19 protein-coding genes, 1 other RNA gene and 1 other annotated feature are annotated in these 20,015 nt (G+C 38.2%); of the genes, 18 read left to right on the plus strand and 2 right to left on the minus strand.

Going from position 1 to position 20,015, the window contains the following annotated elements:
- Nucleotides 1-11: 11 nt before the first annotated feature.
- Nucleotides 12-1,595: an N-acetylmuramoyl-L-alanine amidase family protein gene (locus tag ABC382_RS23095; protein WP_322611620.1), complete on the minus strand. Its 1,584-nt coding sequence runs from the start codon at nt 1,593-1,595 to the stop codon at nt 12-14.
- Nucleotides 1,596-1,759: 164 nt separating this feature from the next.
- Nucleotides 1,760-2,006: a binding site (T-box leader), on the plus strand.
- Between the two features lie 145 nt (nt 2,007-2,151).
- On the opposite strand from ABC382_RS23095, the gene ABC382_RS23100 reads away from it, so the two are divergent.
- From ABC382_RS23100 to ABC382_RS23175, 16 genes are all read left to right on the plus strand, one after another.
- Nucleotides 2,152-2,319, plus strand: coding sequence for a hypothetical protein (locus ABC382_RS23100; protein ID WP_312506744.1), 168 nt, complete (start codon nt 2,152-2,154; stop codon nt 2,317-2,319).
- A gap of 25 nt (nt 2,320-2,344) precedes the next feature.
- Nucleotides 2,345-3,613 (plus strand): histidine--tRNA ligase, encoded by a 1,269-nt coding sequence (gene hisS / locus ABC382_RS23105; RefSeq protein ID WP_322611619.1) that lies wholly within the window; start codon nt 2,345-2,347, stop codon nt 3,611-3,613.
- A 62-nt stretch (nt 3,614-3,675) separates the two neighbouring features.
- Nucleotides 3,676-5,445, plus strand: a complete 1,770-nt coding sequence (gene aspS, locus ABC382_RS23110; RefSeq protein ID WP_274793893.1) for an aspartate--tRNA ligase — start codon at nt 3,676-3,678, stop codon at nt 5,443-5,445.
- Between the two features lie 139 nt (nt 5,446-5,584).
- Nucleotides 5,585-5,784, plus strand: a non-coding RNA gene (gene ssrS, locus ABC382_RS23115) — 6S RNA.
- Between the two features lie 516 nt (nt 5,785-6,300).
- On the plus strand, nt 6,301-7,023 hold the full coding sequence (locus ABC382_RS23120) for a GntR family transcriptional regulator (RefSeq protein WP_274793892.1): 723 nt from the start codon (nt 6,301-6,303) through the stop codon (nt 7,021-7,023).
- Nucleotides 7,024-7,027: 4 nt separating this feature from the next.
- Nucleotides 7,028-7,747: an SIS domain-containing protein gene (locus ABC382_RS23125; protein ID WP_274793891.1), complete on the plus strand. Its 720-nt coding sequence runs from the start codon at nt 7,028-7,030 to the stop codon at nt 7,745-7,747.
- Nucleotides 7,748-7,949: 202 nt separating this feature from the next.
- On the plus strand, nt 7,950-9,125 hold the full coding sequence (locus ABC382_RS23130; RefSeq protein ID WP_322611618.1) for a GNAT family N-acetyltransferase: 1,176 nt from the start codon (nt 7,950-7,952) through the stop codon (nt 9,123-9,125).
- Between the two features lie 224 nt (nt 9,126-9,349).
- Nucleotides 9,350-9,661: a PTS sugar transporter subunit IIB gene (locus ABC382_RS23135; protein WP_274793889.1), complete on the plus strand. Its 312-nt coding sequence runs from the start codon at nt 9,350-9,352 to the stop codon at nt 9,659-9,661.
- Between the two features lie 18 nt (nt 9,662-9,679).
- Nucleotides 9,680-10,000 (plus strand): PTS sugar transporter subunit IIA, encoded by a 321-nt coding sequence (locus ABC382_RS23140; RefSeq protein WP_322611617.1) that lies wholly within the window; start codon nt 9,680-9,682, stop codon nt 9,998-10,000.
- 46 nt (nt 10,001-10,046) lie between these two features.
- A complete protein-coding gene (locus ABC382_RS23145; RefSeq protein WP_322611616.1) occupies nt 10,047-11,375 on the plus strand; it encodes a PTS sugar transporter subunit IIC in 1,329 nt (442 codons plus the stop codon).
- A 24-nt stretch (nt 11,376-11,399) separates the two neighbouring features.
- Nucleotides 11,400-12,482: a DUF871 domain-containing protein gene (locus ABC382_RS23150; RefSeq protein WP_312506740.1), complete on the plus strand. Its 1,083-nt coding sequence runs from the start codon at nt 11,400-11,402 to the stop codon at nt 12,480-12,482.
- A 61-nt stretch (nt 12,483-12,543) separates the two neighbouring features.
- The gene (locus tag ABC382_RS23155) at nt 12,544-13,512 is read left to right on the plus strand and encodes an N-acetylglucosamine kinase (protein ID WP_322611615.1); all 969 of its coding nucleotides are present in this window, start codon (nt 12,544-12,546) and stop codon (nt 13,510-13,512) included.
- Between the two features lie 182 nt (nt 13,513-13,694).
- Entirely contained in the window at nt 13,695-14,456 is a 762-nt protein-coding gene (locus ABC382_RS23160; RefSeq protein WP_312506738.1) for a tRNA threonylcarbamoyladenosine dehydratase, read from the plus strand.
- 123 nt (nt 14,457-14,579) lie between these two features.
- Entirely contained in the window at nt 14,580-14,966 is a 387-nt protein-coding gene (locus ABC382_RS23165) for a hypothetical protein (protein ID WP_274793883.1), read from the plus strand.
- Nucleotides 14,967-15,175: 209 nt separating this feature from the next.
- A complete protein-coding gene (locus ABC382_RS23170; RefSeq protein WP_312506737.1) occupies nt 15,176-15,694 on the plus strand; it encodes a hypothetical protein in 519 nt (172 codons plus the stop codon).
- Between the two features lie 276 nt (nt 15,695-15,970).
- Complete coding sequence (locus ABC382_RS23175; protein ID WP_312506736.1) at nt 15,971-16,687, plus strand: hypothetical protein; 717 nt, start codon at nt 15,971-15,973, stop codon at nt 16,685-16,687.
- Nucleotides 16,688-16,754: 67 nt separating this feature from the next.
- Here ABC382_RS23175 and ABC382_RS23180 read toward each other — a convergent pair whose 3' ends face one another.
- Complete coding sequence (locus tag ABC382_RS23180) at nt 16,755-18,035, minus strand: replication-associated recombination protein A (protein WP_322611614.1); 1,281 nt, start codon at nt 18,033-18,035, stop codon at nt 16,755-16,757.
- A 205-nt stretch (nt 18,036-18,240) separates the two neighbouring features.
- Between ABC382_RS23180 and cymR the strand changes: the two genes are divergently transcribed.
- Both cymR and ABC382_RS23190 read left to right on the plus strand, forming a co-directional pair.
- A complete protein-coding gene (gene cymR / locus ABC382_RS23185; protein WP_008181126.1) occupies nt 18,241-18,660 on the plus strand; it encodes a cysteine metabolism transcriptional regulator CymR in 420 nt (139 codons plus the stop codon).
- A 140-nt stretch (nt 18,661-18,800) separates the two neighbouring features.
- Nucleotides 18,801-19,949: a cysteine desulfurase family protein gene (locus tag ABC382_RS23190; RefSeq protein WP_322611613.1), complete on the plus strand. Its 1,149-nt coding sequence runs from the start codon at nt 18,801-18,803 to the stop codon at nt 19,947-19,949.
- The last annotated feature ends 66 nt before the right edge of the window (nt 19,950-20,015 follow it).

Consider the following 20,015-nt stretch of genomic DNA (forward strand, 5'->3'; position numbering starts at 1 on the left):
CAGCTTTTTGTTTATTCCTCTTGCTTATTAAAATAGTTGAGTATACCTTGATAAATACCGAGAGTTGCCTGCTCACGGAACTTTGCTGTCGTGATGACTCGCTCCTCGCTTGAATTACTCAAGAAGCCTAACTCAATAAGTACAGCCTTTTGACGATTTTCTCGAAGTACTAAATAGTTACCTTGCTGTGTCCCACGATCTCTCAATTCTAATTTACCTGAAAGGCCATCATGGATCGCTTCAGCAAGTCCTTTTTGATTACTATTCATATAATAGGATGTGAAGCCGTTAATAGAGCTGTCGTCTGTTGCATCATAATGAAGACTAATAAAGGCATCTGCCTCATATTGATGGGCAATTGATACACGCTTACGTAGAGCTACATATTCATCTGATTCCCTCGTCATGACCACATTTGCACCAGCAGCACTTAATTTAGAAGCAAGTAGAGTAGCTGTTTTCAAAGTAATGCCTTTTTCCTCTGTACCACGCTGCCCTGTTGTTCCATGATCATTCCCACCATGTCCTGCATCCACAACAATCGTCAGTCCATTTAAAGTTCCTTTTTTACGAGGTTCTTCTTTATCCTTTTGAGGTATTGTTGCTTTATTTGAACTTGTTGTTACTACCCAGTTCGCGACAAATGCCGTTTTTTCATCATCTAATTGTATTTCATAAAAATCATTCTTCACGCCGACAATCGGGTAATTAATGCCAGCATCGACACGTTCAACAACTTCAGCATCTGTTGACGCATCTGTTCGTAGGTTTGTCCCATTATAAATAATCGTAACAGACTCCAACTCTTTAGAAGAGGAAGTTTTGGAAGTACTCTTCACTTTATTAGAGAATGTACCGTAAAAACTATAGACCCATCCTGTTTTTTTATCATTGTACTGTATTTGTACCCAATTATGCTCTTGAGCCATTACTTTAAAGGCTTGCCCTTTTGTCACAGTACCAACTTTTTTAGTATTTAAATCAGGTTTTTTACGGACATTTAGAACGTCCACTAAGATTGTAAAAGTAGTATCCTTGTTTACTGGTGTTGTAGTAGTAGTTACTTCTACTGCATCTTCTTTTGGTTCTGTTTCTTTTTTAGGATTATCGTTTATCGTGACATAATCCTTTGAAACCCATCCAGTTTGTCCATTCCAATCAATTTTGGCCCATTCACTATTTTCTTCAATGAGGTTTGCTTGGTTGCCCGTCGAAAGTTGCCCAAGCACTGCTGATGAGATATCTGGCTCTGTTCGAATATTTAAACGGTCAACTTGTGCGATGACAGTTTTATCTAAGGCTTGTTTAGCATTTGTAGGAGCTGTCAGCCAAGAGGCAACCCATCCTTCGTAGTTACCTGTTTTTACTTGAATCCAATCACCTTCACGACCAATTGAGGATAAAGGATCACCTTCTTCTAATGTCGTAATGATAGGATAAGACAAACCAGGACCCTCACGTAAATGAAGAATTGTTCCAGCGACTTTTAGATCACTAGTGTCAGCGGAAGCTTTTTGAACAAAGTTCTTATTTGGCATCGCAATAGTTACCATTAGTATGAAGATCATTATACTATGTAAAATTTTTGTCCTCATCAGATTCCTCCTATTCCTTGTGCTATTTTACCATGCTTTTGTATAAAAATTCGTGGTAAAAAGGTAATGGAATTTGTCATTTTCATTGCTGTTTGATGAAAAATATAAAAATAGTTGACATTGGCTTGGCTAGTGACTAACATAAAGGGTAATCGAAAAATGATTAATCGCTTATGACCAAGCAAGTAGCGTGTACCTCTATTGGAAAAGAGAGGGGAAGACTTAGGCTGCAATCTTTCCTACAAATATGTATGATGCGAATAACACTTGAGAGGCTTTTTTCTGAAAAGCAGCAATGCCTACTAGGAAAAAACGGAATCGGCCGTTATCCGATTATGAGGAGGACACAGATTTATATTTTGTGTCAACTAGGGTGGAACCGCGGAAGCTTATACAGCTCTCGTCCCTTGCAATGGCAAGGAGACGAGGGCTTTTTTGTTGTCTAAAAAGCAATCGACCCCGCTGAAAATGGGGTGAATTCTGCGCTATGTGGAAGATGCTTCACTGAACAGCAAGAAAAATAGCTCCAACTGGTGAGCGGAGTGCTTAATCAAGGGTGGAAGCCGCTCCAAATGGAGAGGAAAGCGCTCAAAGAAGGACCGAAGCCGCTCCAAATGGAGAGGAAAGCGCTCAAAGAAGGACCGAAGCTGCTCCAAGTGGAGAGGAAAGTGCTCAAAGAAAGCTCGAAGCCGCTCCAAGTGGAATGACAGCTGCTCAATCATAAGCAATCAATATAGGAGGGAAATTACATGAGTTTTAAAGTGCCACGAGGAACACAAGATATTTTGCCAGGTCAATCTGAAAAATGGCAAAAGGTTGAAGCGATTATTCGTGATATTTGCCGTGTGTATCGCTATAACGAAATTCGTACACCGATTTTCGAACAGACAGATTTATTTGCACGTGGTGTTGGTGAAACAACGGATGTTGTGCAAAAGGAAATGTATACATTTGAAGATCGCGGGGGGCGTTCGTTAACATTGCGTCCTGAAAATACAGCTGGAGTTGTCCGTGCGTATGTAGAACATAAAATGTTTGGTGCCCCAGACCAACCTGTTAAACTTTCTTATTTAGGACCTATGTTCCGCTATGAGCGCCAACAAGCCGGTCGCTACCGTCAATTCGTGCAATTCGGTGTAGAGGCAATCGGTTCAGCAGATCCTGCCATTGATGCAGAAGTTATCGCTCTTGCGATGGATGTTTATGAATCAGCGGGCTTAAAGGATTTGAAATTGGTCATCAATTCACTTGGTGACAAAGAAACTCGTGATACGCATCGTACAGCATTATTACAACATTTTGAGCCACATATAGAGGAGTTTTGCTCCGATTGTCAAAATCGTTTACAAAAAAATCCATTGCGAATCTTAGATTGCAAGGTAGATCGCGAGCATCCATTAATGCAAACGGCTCCAGCATTGACAGATTTCCTAACTAAGGAATCAGCTGCCTATTTTGCTCAAGTGAAAGCGTATTTGGATACATTGGGCATTACGTATGAAGTTGATCCAAATCTTGTGCGTGGACTTGATTATTACAATCATACGACATTCGAAATTATGTCGACTGCTTCTGGCTTTGGTGCTATTACAACACTTTGTGGTGGTGGACGCTACAATGGTCTCGTACAAGAAATTGGAGGGCCAGATGTGCCAGGTATTGGATTCGCACTAAGTATTGAACGCTTATTATTAGCGCTTGAGGCAGAAGGTGTGGAATTAGATACGGCTTCTGGACTAGATGTTTATATTATTGCAATGGGCGATGAGGCGAAACAAAAGGCTGTAGAGTTAACTAGTACGTTCCGCGCAAAAGGCCTTGCCACAGAAATGGATTATTTAGATCGAAAAATGAAGGCACAAATGAAATCAGCGGACCGCCTAGGGGCGAAGTTTACGATTGTCCTTGGTGAAACGGAGCTGGAAGAGCAAGCAGCAGCAGTGAAGCATATGGAATCTGGTGAGCAGCATAAGGTTGCATTTTCAGAATTAGTGAACTATTTATCTCAACAATCCTAAAAGACATGGCATTTCTCGTTAAATGCTACATAAAAAGAAGATATTTTTGGAGGAATTTAACAATGGCTACAAGAACACATGCTAGTAACGAGCTTTCAGAAGCGTTACAAGGCGAAAAAGTCGTATTAAAAGGTTGGGTACAGCGTCGTCGCGACCTTGGTGGTTTAATCTTTATTGATTTACGTGACCGTACAGGTATTACTCAGGTTGTTTTTAGTCCAGACGTTGCAGAAGCACATGCTTTAGCGGATAAAGTGCGTAGTGAATATGTAATTGAAGTGGAAGGAACGGTTATCCTTCGTACAGAGGACCAAATCAATCCAAATGTGCCGAACGGTAAAATTGAAGTAGAAGCTACAAAATTGGTTGTCATTAATACGGCCAAAACAACGCCATTCCAAATTGAAGATCGTACAGACGTGTCAGAAGATCTACGTTTAAAATATCGCTATTTGGACTTACGTCGTCCAGTGATGTTCGATACCTTTAAAATGCGCTCTGATGTTACACGTACAATTCGTAACTTCCTACAAAATGAAGGCTTCTTAGAAGTTGAAACACCAATTTTAACAAAGTCAACGCCAGAAGGTGCTCGTGATTATTTAGTGCCATCACGTGTACATGAAGGTGAATTTTATGCTTTACCACAATCACCACAGTTATTTAAACAGTTATTAATGGTTGCTGGCTTTGAAAAGTATTTCCAAATTGCACGTTGTTTCCGTGATGAAGATTTACGTGCTGACCGTCAACCAGAGTTTACACAGGTAGACATTGAAACAAGTTTCTTAACACAAGAAGAAGTATTAGAAATGAATGAGCGTTTAATCCAAGCCGTAATGAAAGAAGTGAAAGGGCTTGATATCCCTGCACCATTCCAACGCATGAAATACCAAGAAGCAATGGATCGTTATGGTTCAGATAAACCAGATGTTCGTTTTGGCTTAGAATTAGTAGCATTAAATGATGTTTTTGAAGGTTGTAATTTTAAAGTGTTTGCAGATACAGTGGCACAAGGGAAGCAAGTAAAAAGTATCAATATTAAAGGGGCAGCCGACAAATATTCACGTAAAGACATGGATGAATTAACAAAGTTTGTTGGTATCTATGGGGCAAAAGGTCTTGCTTGGTTAAAGGTTACAGAAGAAGGCTTAAATGGTCCAATCGCGAAGTTCTTTGATGAAGCATTAGCAGCTGCATTAATAGAACGTATGGGTGCAGAAGTGGGCGATATTCTAGTATTCGTAGCAGATACAGCAGCTGTAGTAGCCGCATCTTTAGGGGCACTTCGCACAAAATTAGGGCAGGATCTAAATTTAATTGACGAATCTCAATTTGCCTTCCTATGGATTACTGACTGGCCATTATTTGAATACTCTGAGGAAGATGGACGTTACTATGCAGCACACCATCCATTCACACGTCCGTTTGATGAAGATATCCCGTTAATGGACACAGATCCTTCAGCAGTTCGTGCTCAAGCATATGATATTGTATTAAATGGCTACGAACTTGGTGGTGGTTCATTACGTATTTATGAACGTGATCTACAAGAAAAAATGTTTGAATTACTTGGCTTTACAGAAGAAGAGGCTCAGGCGCAATTTGGTTTCTTATTAGAAGCATTTGAATATGGTGTACCACCACATGCTGGTCTTGCCTTTGGTCTTGATCGCTTTGTTATGTTATTAGCGGGACGTAACAATTTACGGGATACGATTGCATTCCCGAAAACAGCAAGTGCTAGCTGCTTAATGACAGAAGCACCAAGTGAAGTATCACCAGAGCAACTAAGCGAATTAAGTTTAGCAATTAAACCATTTAGAAAATAAACAATAATACAGAATACCTAGGTTTCCTAGCAAATATTGTTGGGAACCTAGGTATTTTTTGCGTTTTCTTATGAAATTATAGATTGTTAGAGAAAATCGTTTGAATTATCAGAAAAGTGGTGGTATGATATCTGTAATACGAATCCTGATGTGTTTGTCTAACTGCTAACTCTACTTCACAGTTTTGACCGAACATTATCGAATCGGGAGCCTTCATTTTGTAGTCGCAAACATGCCCCTAGCGGAGCGGGACGTTTAAAGCTGCAAAGCGGGCACCCCCCTGCAAATTGCGGGTTCAAAACGAATGTTTCTTGGCATTACGGCACAATTGGGATTCGTCCTATACATAGGATTAAAAGGAGCTTGAGTATAGCTCCTTTTTTTATGTTGAAAAAGGGACATAGCTATTGAAAAATAGGAAAATTTAGAAAATATGAAAGAATTACTTTTTATTTTTGGTTAATCAGCATATAATTGGTATAGACAACTATACCTTCATCAATGGCAAAGTTAGCCTTACAGAAAAAATGCTCAGGCAAACATTATCTTCGTAATTGGCTAGTAATATGATGAACATGAGTTGGAAGCAAAAAAGTCTCCATTAGCAAACGATGCATAAAAAGGCATTCAATTAATGATGGAGTAGACAGTAGAAATAGAGATGCCATGACAAAGTAGTCAATACAAAAAATAGTGTAAGCCAATGTTAAAAAATTACGACTTACCAAGAAAGCTAAGGATGGTTTTCATGTGAATTGTGTATTGCTTACTCAACATTTGCATGGGCAAAAAACGATTTGTCAGGTAAAGTTGTATTTGGAATATCATAAATGAGGCATAAGGAAGGTGCAAGATTTGTTAGAGAAAAATTCCCATATTCCTATTTATATACAAATAGAAGAGATTATTAAACAACGAATTTATTTAGAAGAATACAAAATTGGTGAAACAATTCCTTCAGAACGAGAGCTTTCCGCGCAATTTGACGTTAGTAGAATGACTGTACGTCAATCCATTACCAATCTAGTAAATAGTGGTCTTCTTTATCGAGAAAAAGGGAGAGGTACTTATGTTGCCAATCCAAAATTAGAGCAACCATTAAAGGGATTAACGAGTTTTACTGAGGATATGCGCGCACGAGGCATGGAACCGAGCAGTAAAGTTTTACGATTTGAGAAAATCGTACCGCCGATGGATATCGCCAGAGACTTAATGATTGAGTCAGGAGAAGAGGTATTCTTTGTAGTTCGGATTAGAAATGCGGATTCTCAGCCAATGGCGATTGAAAGAACGTATATCCCTGTGAAAATATATCCTGAATTGGATGAAAAGCAAATTATGGGCTCGCTTTATGCCTTAATTGAAGCAAAATTCCATCAAAAAATTGGAAATGCTGTTCAGCAAATGGAGGCAGCCATTGTATCAAAAGAAGATAGTAAGTTTTTGCAGATTAATCAAACAGCACCAGTTTTAATTATTAAACGAACAAGTTATTTATCGGATGGTAAGCCGTTTGAGCTTGTACGTAGTACTTATCGAGCGGATCGCTACAAATTTATAAGTGAAATTAAAAGGTGATCATATGCATGCATATTTTTCTGAAATCGAAAAGCTAATCCAAGTTGTAAAAGAGCAGGAAGCTGTACGGATTAATGAAGCTGCTCGTATCATTGTGCAGCGCCTTCAGCGAGGTGGCATTATCCAACTTTTTGGTTGTGGACATTCGCAGTTATTAGCTCAGGAGGCATTTTACCGAGCAGGTGGTTTAGTTCCTGTGCGTCCCATTTTTATTGAACCGTTAGCATTACATGCGGGGGCTTTAGCTTCCTCAAGTAATGAGAAGGACCCGACTATTATTGAACAACATAAGGAACAGTTTGATTTTCGTGAAAATGACGTGTGCATTGTGATTTCGACTTCCGGGAGAAATTCAGCACCTATTGACGCCGCTTTATTAGCAAAGGCTAGAGGTGTTTTTGTTCTATCCCTACAATCGCTCTTCTATAAAGAGCAGCCTACACGTCATCATAGCGGGCAAAGACTAGAAGAAGTGGTAGATTTCATCATCAACACACATATACCTATTGGTGATGGCGTTTTGCATAAACATGAAATGCAATATGCGCCAGCATCTACTGTTATTGGTTCACTACTATTAAATGCGTTATTTAGCGAAATCATTGAGGAGATAGCAAAGAACTCAACTGAATTACCTATTTTTGTTAGTAATAATGTGGATTCAGATTGGTCACATAATGAAACAATGATTGCAAAATACCAGCATCGTATAGATTTTACATGAGCAATAGCAAAAGGAAATTTACGTTGATAATGGGTTAAGTGCGGTTCGTCACTAGGAATAACAAAGATGTTAAGGGAATTTTGGAGAAGAGTGTTAAGGGATTTTGCAGTGGTTGTTGTTATACCACTGCAAAAGAGCCCTTGGAAAAAGCATTTATTTATCAATATTTATCAGAATATTCATTAAACAGAGGTGGTTAAGTATGAACATTAACATTGTCTCACCTAACGATTATTGGCAAATACATCAATTGAGGGATTATTGTTTTCCAAATAAATATACAAAGGCTCGTCGAGACGATTTTCACTATTGGATTGAGCATAGCACAACACTAGGGGCTTATGATGATAAAAAAGTCGTTGGGCAGCTTCTAATATTACCATTAAACATGACGGTGCATGGCGTCCAGTACAAAATGGGGGGGATAGGATTTGTCGCTATATATCCAGAGTATCGGCAACAGGGAATTGTGAAAAGGCTCATGACGGAAGCACTGCAAAAAATGCGGAACAATGGGCAGACGATTTCTGTTTTAGCACCTTATTCCGTGTCATTCTATCGATATTTTGGGTGGGAACTATTTTTTGAGAAGCTTCATTATACGATTCCACAAACGAATTTTCCAGATTTAGGTAAACAACTAGATGTCGTTAAAAGGATGAGCTTTGAATGGTTAGATCCCGATCTTTTTCAGGGTATTAAGGAATTTCATAATGCAATGGCAATCGTACAACATGGTGGCATGGTACGTGATGATGCTTGGTGGAAGCGAATTGAGAGAAGGAGCCCTGATAGTCATTTTGCAGCTTATTTTCTAGATGGGCATCTAGAGGGGTATATTCGTTATGCAATAAGGCAGGAGACATTTGAAGTTCAAGATTTTATTGTAGCCAATCATTTAGCGGAACAAGCAATATGGCGTTATATTTCGTCGCACGCAGCAAGTGTTAGTAACATTACAGGAGTTACTAGCAATCATTATCCATTTGGCTTTTATTTCAAAGAGCCACAATTCAAAAAGGAAGTCGTTCAGGATGTCATGATTAGGGTGGTGGACGTTTATGCATTCATGCAGCAGTATCCATGGGGAGAGATTAATGACATTTTGACTATTCGTATTGAAGATTCTTTTTGTCATTGGAATGAGCATGTCTATCAAATAAATAAAAATGGTCATGTCTCAATAATTGAGACAAATTCAACCGATACCATGCATATGTTAACACTACCAATTAATCTTTTTTCTGCAATGATGGTGGGCTATCTTTCTGTAAAAGAAGCAGTTATCTATGCTAATCAGCCTATAGAGAAAAAGATAATTGATCATTGGCAAAGGGCGTTACCTTCAGAAAAACCTGCTTTTTATGAGTATTTTTAGGCATTAAATTTGATGGAAATATAAAAATTTTTTGAACTTTTTTCTGGACTATACCAGTTAAAAAGAATCGTTAATTATGCTATACAACTGCAATAGCCCAATTTTGTAATTTATTAGCTTAACATATATTTAATGTAAAAATTGTATTGTGGTATATACCAATAGGTGCTATTCTCAACATAAGTAAGCGATTACAAAATAAAAACATTAAAGGAGTGTTTCGAATGAAAAACATCATGTTAGTGTGTGTAGCAGGCATGAGTACTAGCTTATTAGTATCGAAGATGCAAAAAGCCGCACAGGAGAAAAATATTGAAGCTGATATTTATGCTATTGCAGAAGGAGAGGTTGAAAAAGTATTAGCTGCGAAAAAGGCGGATGTGCTTTTACTAGGCCCTCAGGTACGCTACTTGAAGGGCACGTTTGAATCAAAATACAAGGATATGGGTTTTCCTATTGATGTTATTAATATGGCGGATTACGGCATGATGAATGGGGAGAATGTCTTGAAGCAAGCCCTGCAATTAATAGGATGAAAGAGAGGACAACGGGAAATGGGAGAAGCAGCATTAATAGAATCGATTATGGGTCTTATTGTGCATAGTGGTAATACGAAAAGTGAGTGTATGGAAGCTATTCAGCTAGCAAAAAAAGGGGAAATTGAGGCGGCGAAGGAGAAAATCAAATTAGCGAATGAATCTCTAATTGATGCACATCACGCTCAAACGGGGTTACTGTCTCAAGAAGCAAGGGGAGAAAAAGTAGAGGTTTCTATGTTATTAATTCATGCACAAGATCATTTAATGAATGCTATTACATTTCGTGATTTAGCACAGGAAATGATTGAGCTATATGAACGAATCAAAGGGGAGTAACATCAAATTTTGATGTAACAATAAAAAGCAAAGGGAGTGTATGGGGATGTTCCGTTTTTTAGAAGAGAAATTTGTACCGGTTGCTGCAAGGGTTGGAAATCAGCGTCATTTAGTTGCCATTCGTGATGGATTTATTACGATTATGCCTTTAACGATTGTGGGATCTCTGGCTGTACTTATTAACAATTTGCCTATCAAATTTTATCAAAATGCACTCGATGCCATTTGGAAGCATGAGACATGGACACAGTTTGGCGGCAATATTTGGGGAGCTACATTTGGAATTATTTCACTATTACTAGCCTTTTGTGTTGCCTATCATTTGACGAAAAGCTATGACAAAGATGCATTATCTGGTGGAGTAATAGGGCTTGCTAGCTATATGACATTTGGTACGTTTGGTGAAGGTGGATTAACAGGCTTGACGACTGGAACGGGAGGAATATTCGTTGCCCTCATCACGGCTTTAATTTCAGCAGAACTGTTCTCCCGTTTATCTGGAAATCCAAGGCTTTTAATTAAAATGCCTGCTGGTGTGCCGTCAGCTGTATCTAAATCATTTGCAGCATTACTTCCGGCAATTCTAACAATTGGCTTATTTGCATTAGTTCGCACAATCATTTCCGCTGGATTTAATGTACCAGATATTATTGGAACGTTTTATTCTTCCATTCAGGAGCCGTTTATGGGCTTAACAAATACATGGGTAGCTGGTCTTATTTTAGCGTTTATTCCTACGTTTTTATGGTCATTTGGTATTCATGGGGCGAATATTATCGAGCCATTTATGCAATCGATTAACCTACAAGCAATTGATGCTAACGTAGCAGCTATTTCTGCCGGAGAAGTGGCACCTTATATTATTAACAAACCATTCTTTGATGCCTTTGTTAATATGGGTGGTTCCGGAACAACAATCGCATTAATTATCGCAATATTCATTATTGCTCGTAAAAATAAGCAATATAATACCGTGGGCAAGTTATCAGCGGCTCCAGGCTTATTTAATATAAACGAGCCACTACTATTTGGATTACCTATCGTATTAAATCCTGTCTTAATTGTTCCATTTATTTTAACACCAATGGTAAATGTGACTATTGCGTTCTTTGCCACTAAATGGGGCTTTGTACCAGCAGCAACAATTGCTGTGCCATGGACGACACCTCCTATCATTAATGGTTTCTTGGTAACGCAATCTGTGTGGGGAGCAGTACTAAGTATAGTGTTAATTGTCGTTGCCATTTGTATATATTTACCGTTCTTATCGATGGCAAACCGTATGGCAAGGCAGAATGAGCAAAAAGCTGCTTTAGCAGCACAAAATGAACAACAAGCTGTTGTCCAAGCAGAAGGGCAAAAAGTAGAAGTTTAAGCGTGAACTAATGGAGGGTTTAAAGTGAGAAGATTAGGAATTTCGCTCTATCCGCAGCATACTACACTTGACGAAATGAAGCGCTATGTTCAGCTTGCCCATGACAATGGCTTTGACCGTATTTTTACATGTCTGATGTCATTAAAGCAGAAGGAAGAACGCCAGAAATTACAGCAAATTAACCAATTTGCTCAACAGTTAGGTTTTGACATTTCAGCTGATATTGCACCAGCCGTTTTTGATGATTTAGGCTATACCTATAAGGATATTGGCTATTTAAAAGAACATTTTTCTTTGGCAGCTATACGTTTAGACATGGGATTTTCAGGTCAGGAAGAAGCGCTGATGTCATTTGACGCAAGTAATCTGAAGATAGAATTAAATATTAGTAATGGTACGAAGTATGTCGATAATGTGTTATCTTACCAAGCAAATAAAGAGAATATTATTGGCTGTCATAATTTTTATCCAAGACGCTTTACTGGTTTATCTCGTCAGCATTTTTTACAAACATCACAATGCTTTAAGGAACACAATATAAGAACGGCAGCGATGATTTCCTCACAGCATGGTAAATTTGGACCTTGGGAGCAAACGGAACATGGTTTACCAACACTAGAGGAGCACCGTCAACTACCAGTTACTGTACAGGCAAAAGATTTATGGCACACGGGGCTAATTGATGATTGTATTATCGGCAATATGTATGCTTCAGAGGAAGAAATACGAGCATTAGGTCAATTAAATCGCTATAAGCTTGAATTAAAGGTGAGCCAGTCCTCAGATACTAGTAGTTTAGAGGAGACCATTCTTTTTCAGGAGCCTCATTTTAATCGTGGTGATGTTTCTGATTATGTCATTCGGAGTACTCAATCTCGAGTTAAATATAAAAATGAGGATTTTCCTATCCATGATACACGTCCACTTAAACTAGGTGATGTTACGATTGATAATAATCTTGATGTTCGTTATAAAGGTGAGCTCCAAATTGTTCTGAAGGACATTCCAAATGCTGGTTCCAGCAATGTCGTTGCTAGCATTGTCGAGGAAGAGCGATTTTTATTACCATATATTCAACCATGGGCATCATTTGGGTTTACAAAGTAAAGAATGGAGAGGAAGGGATTGAGTTATCAATCTCTTTTTCTTTATGGGGGGAAACATTGTTATGTATGTATTAGCAATTGATGGTGGTGGAACGAAAACGTCAGCAGTTATTTGTGATGAAAAGGGGAATATTTATGCTCAAGTGGTGACGACAAGAAGTAATCCAACAGCGATGGATAGAACCTCTTTTGAGGCAATTTTGCATACAATCATGCAAAATTTACAGCAGCAAAATCCACAAGCACTTGCAGAAGTTGCTAGCTGTTTTGCTGGTATGGCAGGAGTTCAGGAGCTACAAGCAGGAGGCATGGTTGAAGCTGTTTTACGACACTATGTTTCCAAAGCCGCAACAATTAGGGTGGATAATGATGCATTAATTGCTCTTTATGCAGGTACACTTGGCAAAGCAGGGATTGTTCAAATTGCTGGAACAGGGGCCATTACGATGGGGTACGATTGTCACCAACGCTTTCATCGAGTAGGTGGCTGGGGCTATCTTTTTGATGATGAAGGTAGCGGCTATGATTTAGGTGTTCAGCTGCTAAAAGCCGTATTTCAAAGTTATGATGGAAGAGCAACAGCTACACTCTTAACCGAAGCTGTGCTGCATCATTTTTCTGTAAAAACTGTGCCACAATTAATAGCCCATATTTATGGCGAGGAACATCCACGTACGGTCGTCGCCCCATTGAGTGTGTATATTTTTGAAGCAGCTGACAATGGGGATCTTGTAGCTAAGCAAATAATAGAAAATGCTTGTCAAAACTATTATAAGGCGATTAGGGCTTGCTATTTGGATATGCAGTGGGAGCAAGACGAAGTACCAGTCGTCTTAGTAGGTGGGGTGTTTACCAATGAAGCTCATTTTGTTTCAAGACTTCAAGCTATGGCACTAGAGGAAGCATTACCTTTTAGCTTTAAGACACCAGCTTTACCGCCAATTGGTGGGGCAGTAATAGCAGCATTTCAACAGCTAGACGTTCAGCCTCATATGTCTTTTGTTGAAGTATTTCAAAAAAATTATATATAGTAATCAAAGAGTAGTTGAAGTGATTCAATTGCTCTTTATAGTATGACTATAAGTAGGCAACTATTTTTTTCTTTATAATTTTCACTTGATGAATAACATGATAAAATGTAAGATAGGTTGTGTTTTTATCTTAGTATATAACTAGGTTTACTAATAAAATTTCATAGATGGAGAGTGTCAGGATGTTACATCAATTTTCACGTAACGAGCTCGCAATAGGAACAGAGGGTCTCGAAAAATTAAAAAATACAACGGTTGCCATTCTTGGTGTGGGTGGTGTGGGATCATTCGCTGCTGAGGCATGTGCACGCAGTGGGATCGGCCGCATCATTTTAGTTGATAAAGATAATGTAGATATTACAAATGTCAACAGACAATTAGTAGCATATCTATCTACTGTGGGCAAATCTAAATCAGCTGTAATGAAAGAGCGCATAGCAGATATTAATCCAGCATGTGAAGTGATTGATATGCATATGTTTTACACGGAAGAAACATATGAGGAATTTTTTGCACAAAACATTGATTATGTAATCGATGCAAGTGATACAGTTATGTATAAAATTCATTTAATGAAGGAATGTTTAAAGCGTAATATTCCTATTATATCAAGTATGGGTGCAGCAAATAAAATGGATCCTACTCGCTTCCAAATTGCTGATATATCAAAAACACACACAGACCCTCTAGCTAAAATCATACGTACAAAGCTACGAAAAGACGGAATTCATAAAGGGGTAACCGTTGTATTTTCGGATGAGAGCCCGATTGTCGTTCGACCAGATGTTGTAGAACATGTTGGGAAGCCAGATGCGGCGATCCGCAAAGCAAAGATGCCGCCATCGTCCAATGCTTTTGTGCCGTCAGTTGCAGGTTTAATTGCTGCTAGTTGGGTGGTCAATACCATCTTAAAAGATGTTAAAATTACTCGTGTACAAGGTTAAAGCCATACATTGCAACAAACAATATCATGGATTATTTTTGTAGAAGTAGCTACCTTCAATTTTTAGAGGTAGCTACTTTTTCTGTGTTACAATTAGACCGTTCTAAAAAGGAGGCGTAAACAGATGGAAAAAATTTATCAAATGGAATATAGAGGTTTAAATCTTTTCGATGAAATTAGCACAGTAGAGTTAGCTATAGATGAAGAAAAGCAAACCATCCATATTTTTGACGTTGGACAGGTTGTCAGCCCCATTTTTAATTTCGATGTATCGGCTTATGAATTATCAGATGGTTTTTATAAAATGGCGGATGTTCTGCGCCATAAGAAAATATTAACAGATCAATATGTAGAGGGTGATTTAACATTAAGTGAGTGGTTAATTAGGAATAATGCTTATTTTTATACACCAAAAAAGCGCATTAAAAAATATATGCAGGGTAGTATTCTCGAAATTGTTGATCAAGCACAGGAACAATGGTTATTTGATGAATATGTACAAAGGGTATAATTTTACCAAAATAGTTCCTCTTATGTACATAAAATGCTATTAATTCACGAAATTGTCTTATTTTTTTCATGTCTACACTTCTTCATATGGTTTATTGCTATAATTTGAATCATCCATAAGATAATCGATCAGTTTGTTTGGGTTGCTCATTGCTACTCAATGAATAGCAAAATGTGAAAACAACAAATGACATATGGGAGAGTGGGAAAATGGAAATTCAAGTAATTCGTGATCATTTAGATATTGTTAAACTTCAAGAGAAAATGAATGCCATTGTATTTGACTATTTGGATACCTCCAACAATTATCCGAAAGCCATGAGAGAATTAAATCCTTTATATACACAAGTAACAACATATTATAAGGCGTATATTGATCAGCGTGCTGGAGAATTACCAAGTGCGAATACGTATTGGCATTTATTTATCGATTGCTGTGCAAAATTATGTTACTTTTTAGCTGCATCGACTTATTATTCCTCAAATGCTTTACAAAAAACACCTGAAAAAGTGGAGCGTTTATTATCAATAGCTGCCTATTCTTTACCAAGTATCGAACAGGAAGAGAATGAACAATTATTAACAGATATCTTGGCCCTTTTAGCGGAAGTGCTAGAGGATGAAGAAAAAACGACAATAATACGCGATGAAGTGTTGTCCCAAAAAGGTGATGTGAAGAGCTGTCTAAAACAGTTTAAATTATTTGTTGATCAAGAACTATCAGCATAGACAAGACTAGACCATCTATTTTCAGAAAATAGCATATTAGACAAGAATCTACATAACTTATTCAATTAATTCTAGCTTTTTCTACAGTGTACGTTGTAGAAGATAATCGATTTACTTGCTTATTAAGTCTTGTAGATTCTTTTTTTATACAAGCATAAAAAAGACATGTTTTTTTAAAAGGTATTTATGAATTTTTGTCGAATTAGTTAAAAAATTGGTAGTACATATGCTCACTCTATTTGATGTTGTTCAAACTTATTGGAAGGGGGCTAGGCAATGATAGTAAACGGAATAGAAATAGATCTGGCGAATTTGGAAAAACCACTATTACTAATCAGCGAGGAAGATGAGCATCTATTTCAACGACTTATCCACTCAACGATTGAGCATGAGTTGATTCAATGTCAATTAGCTCTTTCTACAAGAAAATCGATTTCATTAGTCAGAGATATTTGGTTGGCGCTGTACAGGGATCGAGATAAATTATACGTCAATAGCGGTCATGCCATGCTATTTCCAATCCGTTTAATTCTTTTTGAGTTAGTTACACAAGCAGAATACTTTCAACGTTTAGCTAAAAAGTCACGAGATGATGAATGTCTTTCCCTTATTTATGCCGTTATTCTTTTACAATTTGTCTTGCAGTGGTTAAAGGATCGTTTTAGTAACAATCAAGAAGTATATGGTTCATTAAAACTATTATACCGAGTGTCAGATGATGAAGTACTTGATGAGGAATTTTTTGAAACAAGGGAACAAAAAATTGCAGAAGCAGTGGCTGTAAAAGCCATTCGCTTTGAAGTAAGAGAAAACAATCAAGAGTTCGCAAGTTTATTATATCAATCGTATAATTTAATTGTTTTTTTGCATAGTAAGGCAAATGAAGAAGATGGAGAAGAATCCATTTTGCCATCGCTTCGCCATATAGCTGAACCTTTAAAACAATTTTACAAGGAACGTTACACAACTAATAACCCGAGCTTTACAGGATGATTGCCAGTGTAGTCTTCATTATAAAAAAAGCAAAGTCACTAGCAATTGTGACTTTGCTTTTGTGCTTTTATTGATGAAATGATTTGAGCTTTTCGTAAATGCCTGCCATTCGTTTTTCTTCACCAGCAATCACCGGTTTATAAAATTCTGTTCCTACAAGCTCATCGGGTAAATATTGCTGATCCACCCAACCGCCAAAAGTGCCAATCGGCGTGTTATGTGGGTATTGGTAGCCGACATGCCCTAAATCTTTCGCACCTTCATAATGAGCATCGCGTAAATGGTGTGGAATATCACCTGTTCTCCCTTCATGAATGGCCGTTATGGCAGCATCAATTGCAGCAATAGCGGAATTGGATTTGGATGATAAACACATTTCAATAACAGCACTTGCAAGTGGTATTCGCGCTTCTGGTAATCCGAGTCGTTCTGCTGCTTGGACTGCTGCCAACATATGAGGGCCGACTTCAGGATTGGCTAAACCTATGTCTTCGTAGGCCATAACAAGGAGTCGTCTGCAGACAGCTACTAAATCACCTTTTTCTAATAAATGCGCTAAATAATATAAAGCGGCATTTGTGTCACTACCTCGTACAGATTTTTGCAAGGCAGATAGTAAATTATAAAAATGAGAACCTTTTTTATCGCCATAAACACCAATGCGGCTAATGAGGTGCTCAATGATGTGGTCAGCTGCAATGGCTTGCCCATCCACCTCATCGCTTGCATAGTAAATAGATTCAAGTAAAGTCAATGCCTTTCGTGCATCTCCATTAGCTGCTCCAGCAATTTGTTCGATTTGAGCATCAGTTAATGCAAAATGATATTTACCAAGGCCTCGTTTTTCATCCGCTAGAGCTTTTTTTATAAGCTCAATTAAATGATCTTTTGTTAGCCGTTTTAGTTGATAAATCTCCCCACAACGTGAACGGATAGCTGGATTCACATCATGGTAAGGATTTTCCGTTGTAGCACCAATCAATACAATGGAGCCGTTTTCAACATGTGGTAATAAAGTATCCTGCTGTAATTTATTGAAACGATGAATCTCATCTAAAAAAAGGAGTACTTTTCCGGAAATTCTAGCTTCTTGTACAATATCTTCCACATCTTTTTTACCAGCACGAGTTGCATTCAGTGCAAAGAAAGGGAGCTTTGAGCTTCCTGCAATAGCATTCGCGATAGATGTTTTACCAATGCCGGGCTCTCCGTATAGCAACATCGAAGGTACATGTTCGTTTTGAATCATTTTATAAAGGGCTGTGTTGGGACCAATGAAATCCTGATGACCAACAATCTCATCAAGGGTTAAAGGACGCATTCGAAAAGCGAGTGGTTCATTGTGCATAATAATTCCCCCTTTCAGTCGTTGTCATGTTTTGCTTCGACCATGTTTTTACGTTAAAATAAAGCGCTGATGGTCATTTTTGAACGAGTATGAATCGCATTTATTAGTATATCATATCCTTCTAGGTGTATTTCCGAGTTCTTCAAGAGGAGATTATGATATACTGTTGGTAGTATTTTTGACTAGACTAATTGAGGGTGATAAAATGAAAATTTCAACAAAGGGCCGTTATGGGCTTACGATTATGATTGAATTAGCAAAGCATTATGGGGAAGGACCTATTCCATTGCGTAAAATTGCTGCGGAAAAAGAGCTTTCTGAAGCATATTTAGAGCAATTAGTGTCCCCGCTTCGTAATTCAGGCTTAGTAAAAAGTGTACGTGGTGCTTATGGTGGTTATATGCTAGCGAATCCACCTAGCGAAATTTCAGCTGCCCATGTTATTAGTGTACTAGAAGGGCCGATTCAACCTGTAGAGGGTATCGAAAATGAGGAAGCACCACAACGAGAGCTATGGCTTCGTATTCGTGATGCGGTAAAAAATGTATTAGACACAACAACAATTGAAGATTTAGCACAATATACAGAAGAAAATGTAGCAGAAGGCTATATGTTCTATATTTAAAATGTTTAGGCTAAAGCGCTGCTCCCCCATTCTTATCATATGTTGGTTGAAGTAATGGACTTCAAGCTGAATGCTTTTGACAAGCGAATGATAATCAATGTGGGTTCCAGCGCTTTTTATCAAAAAGGAGTTTTTTAAACATGAATTCATATATCTATCTCGATCATGCAGCCACATCTCCGATGAACGGCCAAGTCATAGAAGCGATGACAACTGCTATGCAGCAAGTATTTGGCAACGCATCAAGTATTCATGGAGCAGGTCGAGAAGCACGAAAATATTTGGACGATGCTCGTGAGGTATTAGCCAATTCCATTGGTGCTCAGGCGGGGGAGATTATTTTAACAAGTGGTGGTACGGAAGCTGATAATACGGCTATCTTTGGGACTGTCTATGCCCGTGCGAATGAAGGAAAACACATTATTACAACTCAAGTTGAGCATCATGCGGTGTTACATACTTGTGAAAAACTTGAACGGGAAGGCTTCGACGTGACCTATTTACCAGTAGACCAAATGGGACGTGTAGCGGTGGAGGATGTCCAAAAAGCACTCCGTGAAGATACCATTTTAGTAACGATTATGTATGGTAATAATGAGGTAGGTACGATTCAGCCTATTGCGGAAATTGGTGAGCTATTGCGTAATCATCAGGCTACATTCCATACAGATGCTGTACAGGCTTATGGCTTAGAGGCGATAGATGTAGACCAATTACAAGTTGATTTATTAAGTGTATCCGCTCATAAAATCAATGGTCCTAAAGGAATTGGATTCCTTTACCAAAAGACGGGCACACCGTTAGCGAGTTATGCTTTAGGAGGCGCACAAGAGAAAAAACGTCGCGCAGGTACTGAAAATATACCAGCTATTATTGGTTTTGCAAAAGCTGTACAAGTTGCAAATGAGTTGCGTGAAGAAAAGCGTTCACTATACAATCACTTTAAGCAAATTATGCTTGATGTTTTTTCACAGGAAAAGTTAGCGTTCCATGTGAATGGCAATGAGGAGCAGTCATTACCGCATATTCTAAATATCAGTTTTGATGGCATGGAAGTAGAATCATTTTTAGTAAATCTTGATATAGCAGGAATTTGTGTATCGAGTGGATCGGCATGTACTGCTGGATCAATTGATCCATCACATGTGTTAGTCGCTATGTTTGGACAAGGTTCAGAGGAATTAAGAAACTCCATTCGATTTAGCTTTGGTCAGGATTTAACGGAAAATGATATTCGAAGTGCAGCTGAGAAGACGGCACAAATTGTGAAAAAACTAGCTAAAAAATAATTTGCGAAACGAATGTTATGTTCTACAAATTTTGAAGAACGAACTGTAAATAGATAAAAGAAAAGG

This window comes from Lysinibacillus phoenicis, from assembly GCF_047238325.1.
Classification (GTDB): domain Bacteria; phylum Bacillota; class Bacilli; order Bacillales_A; family Planococcaceae; genus Lysinibacillus; species Lysinibacillus irui.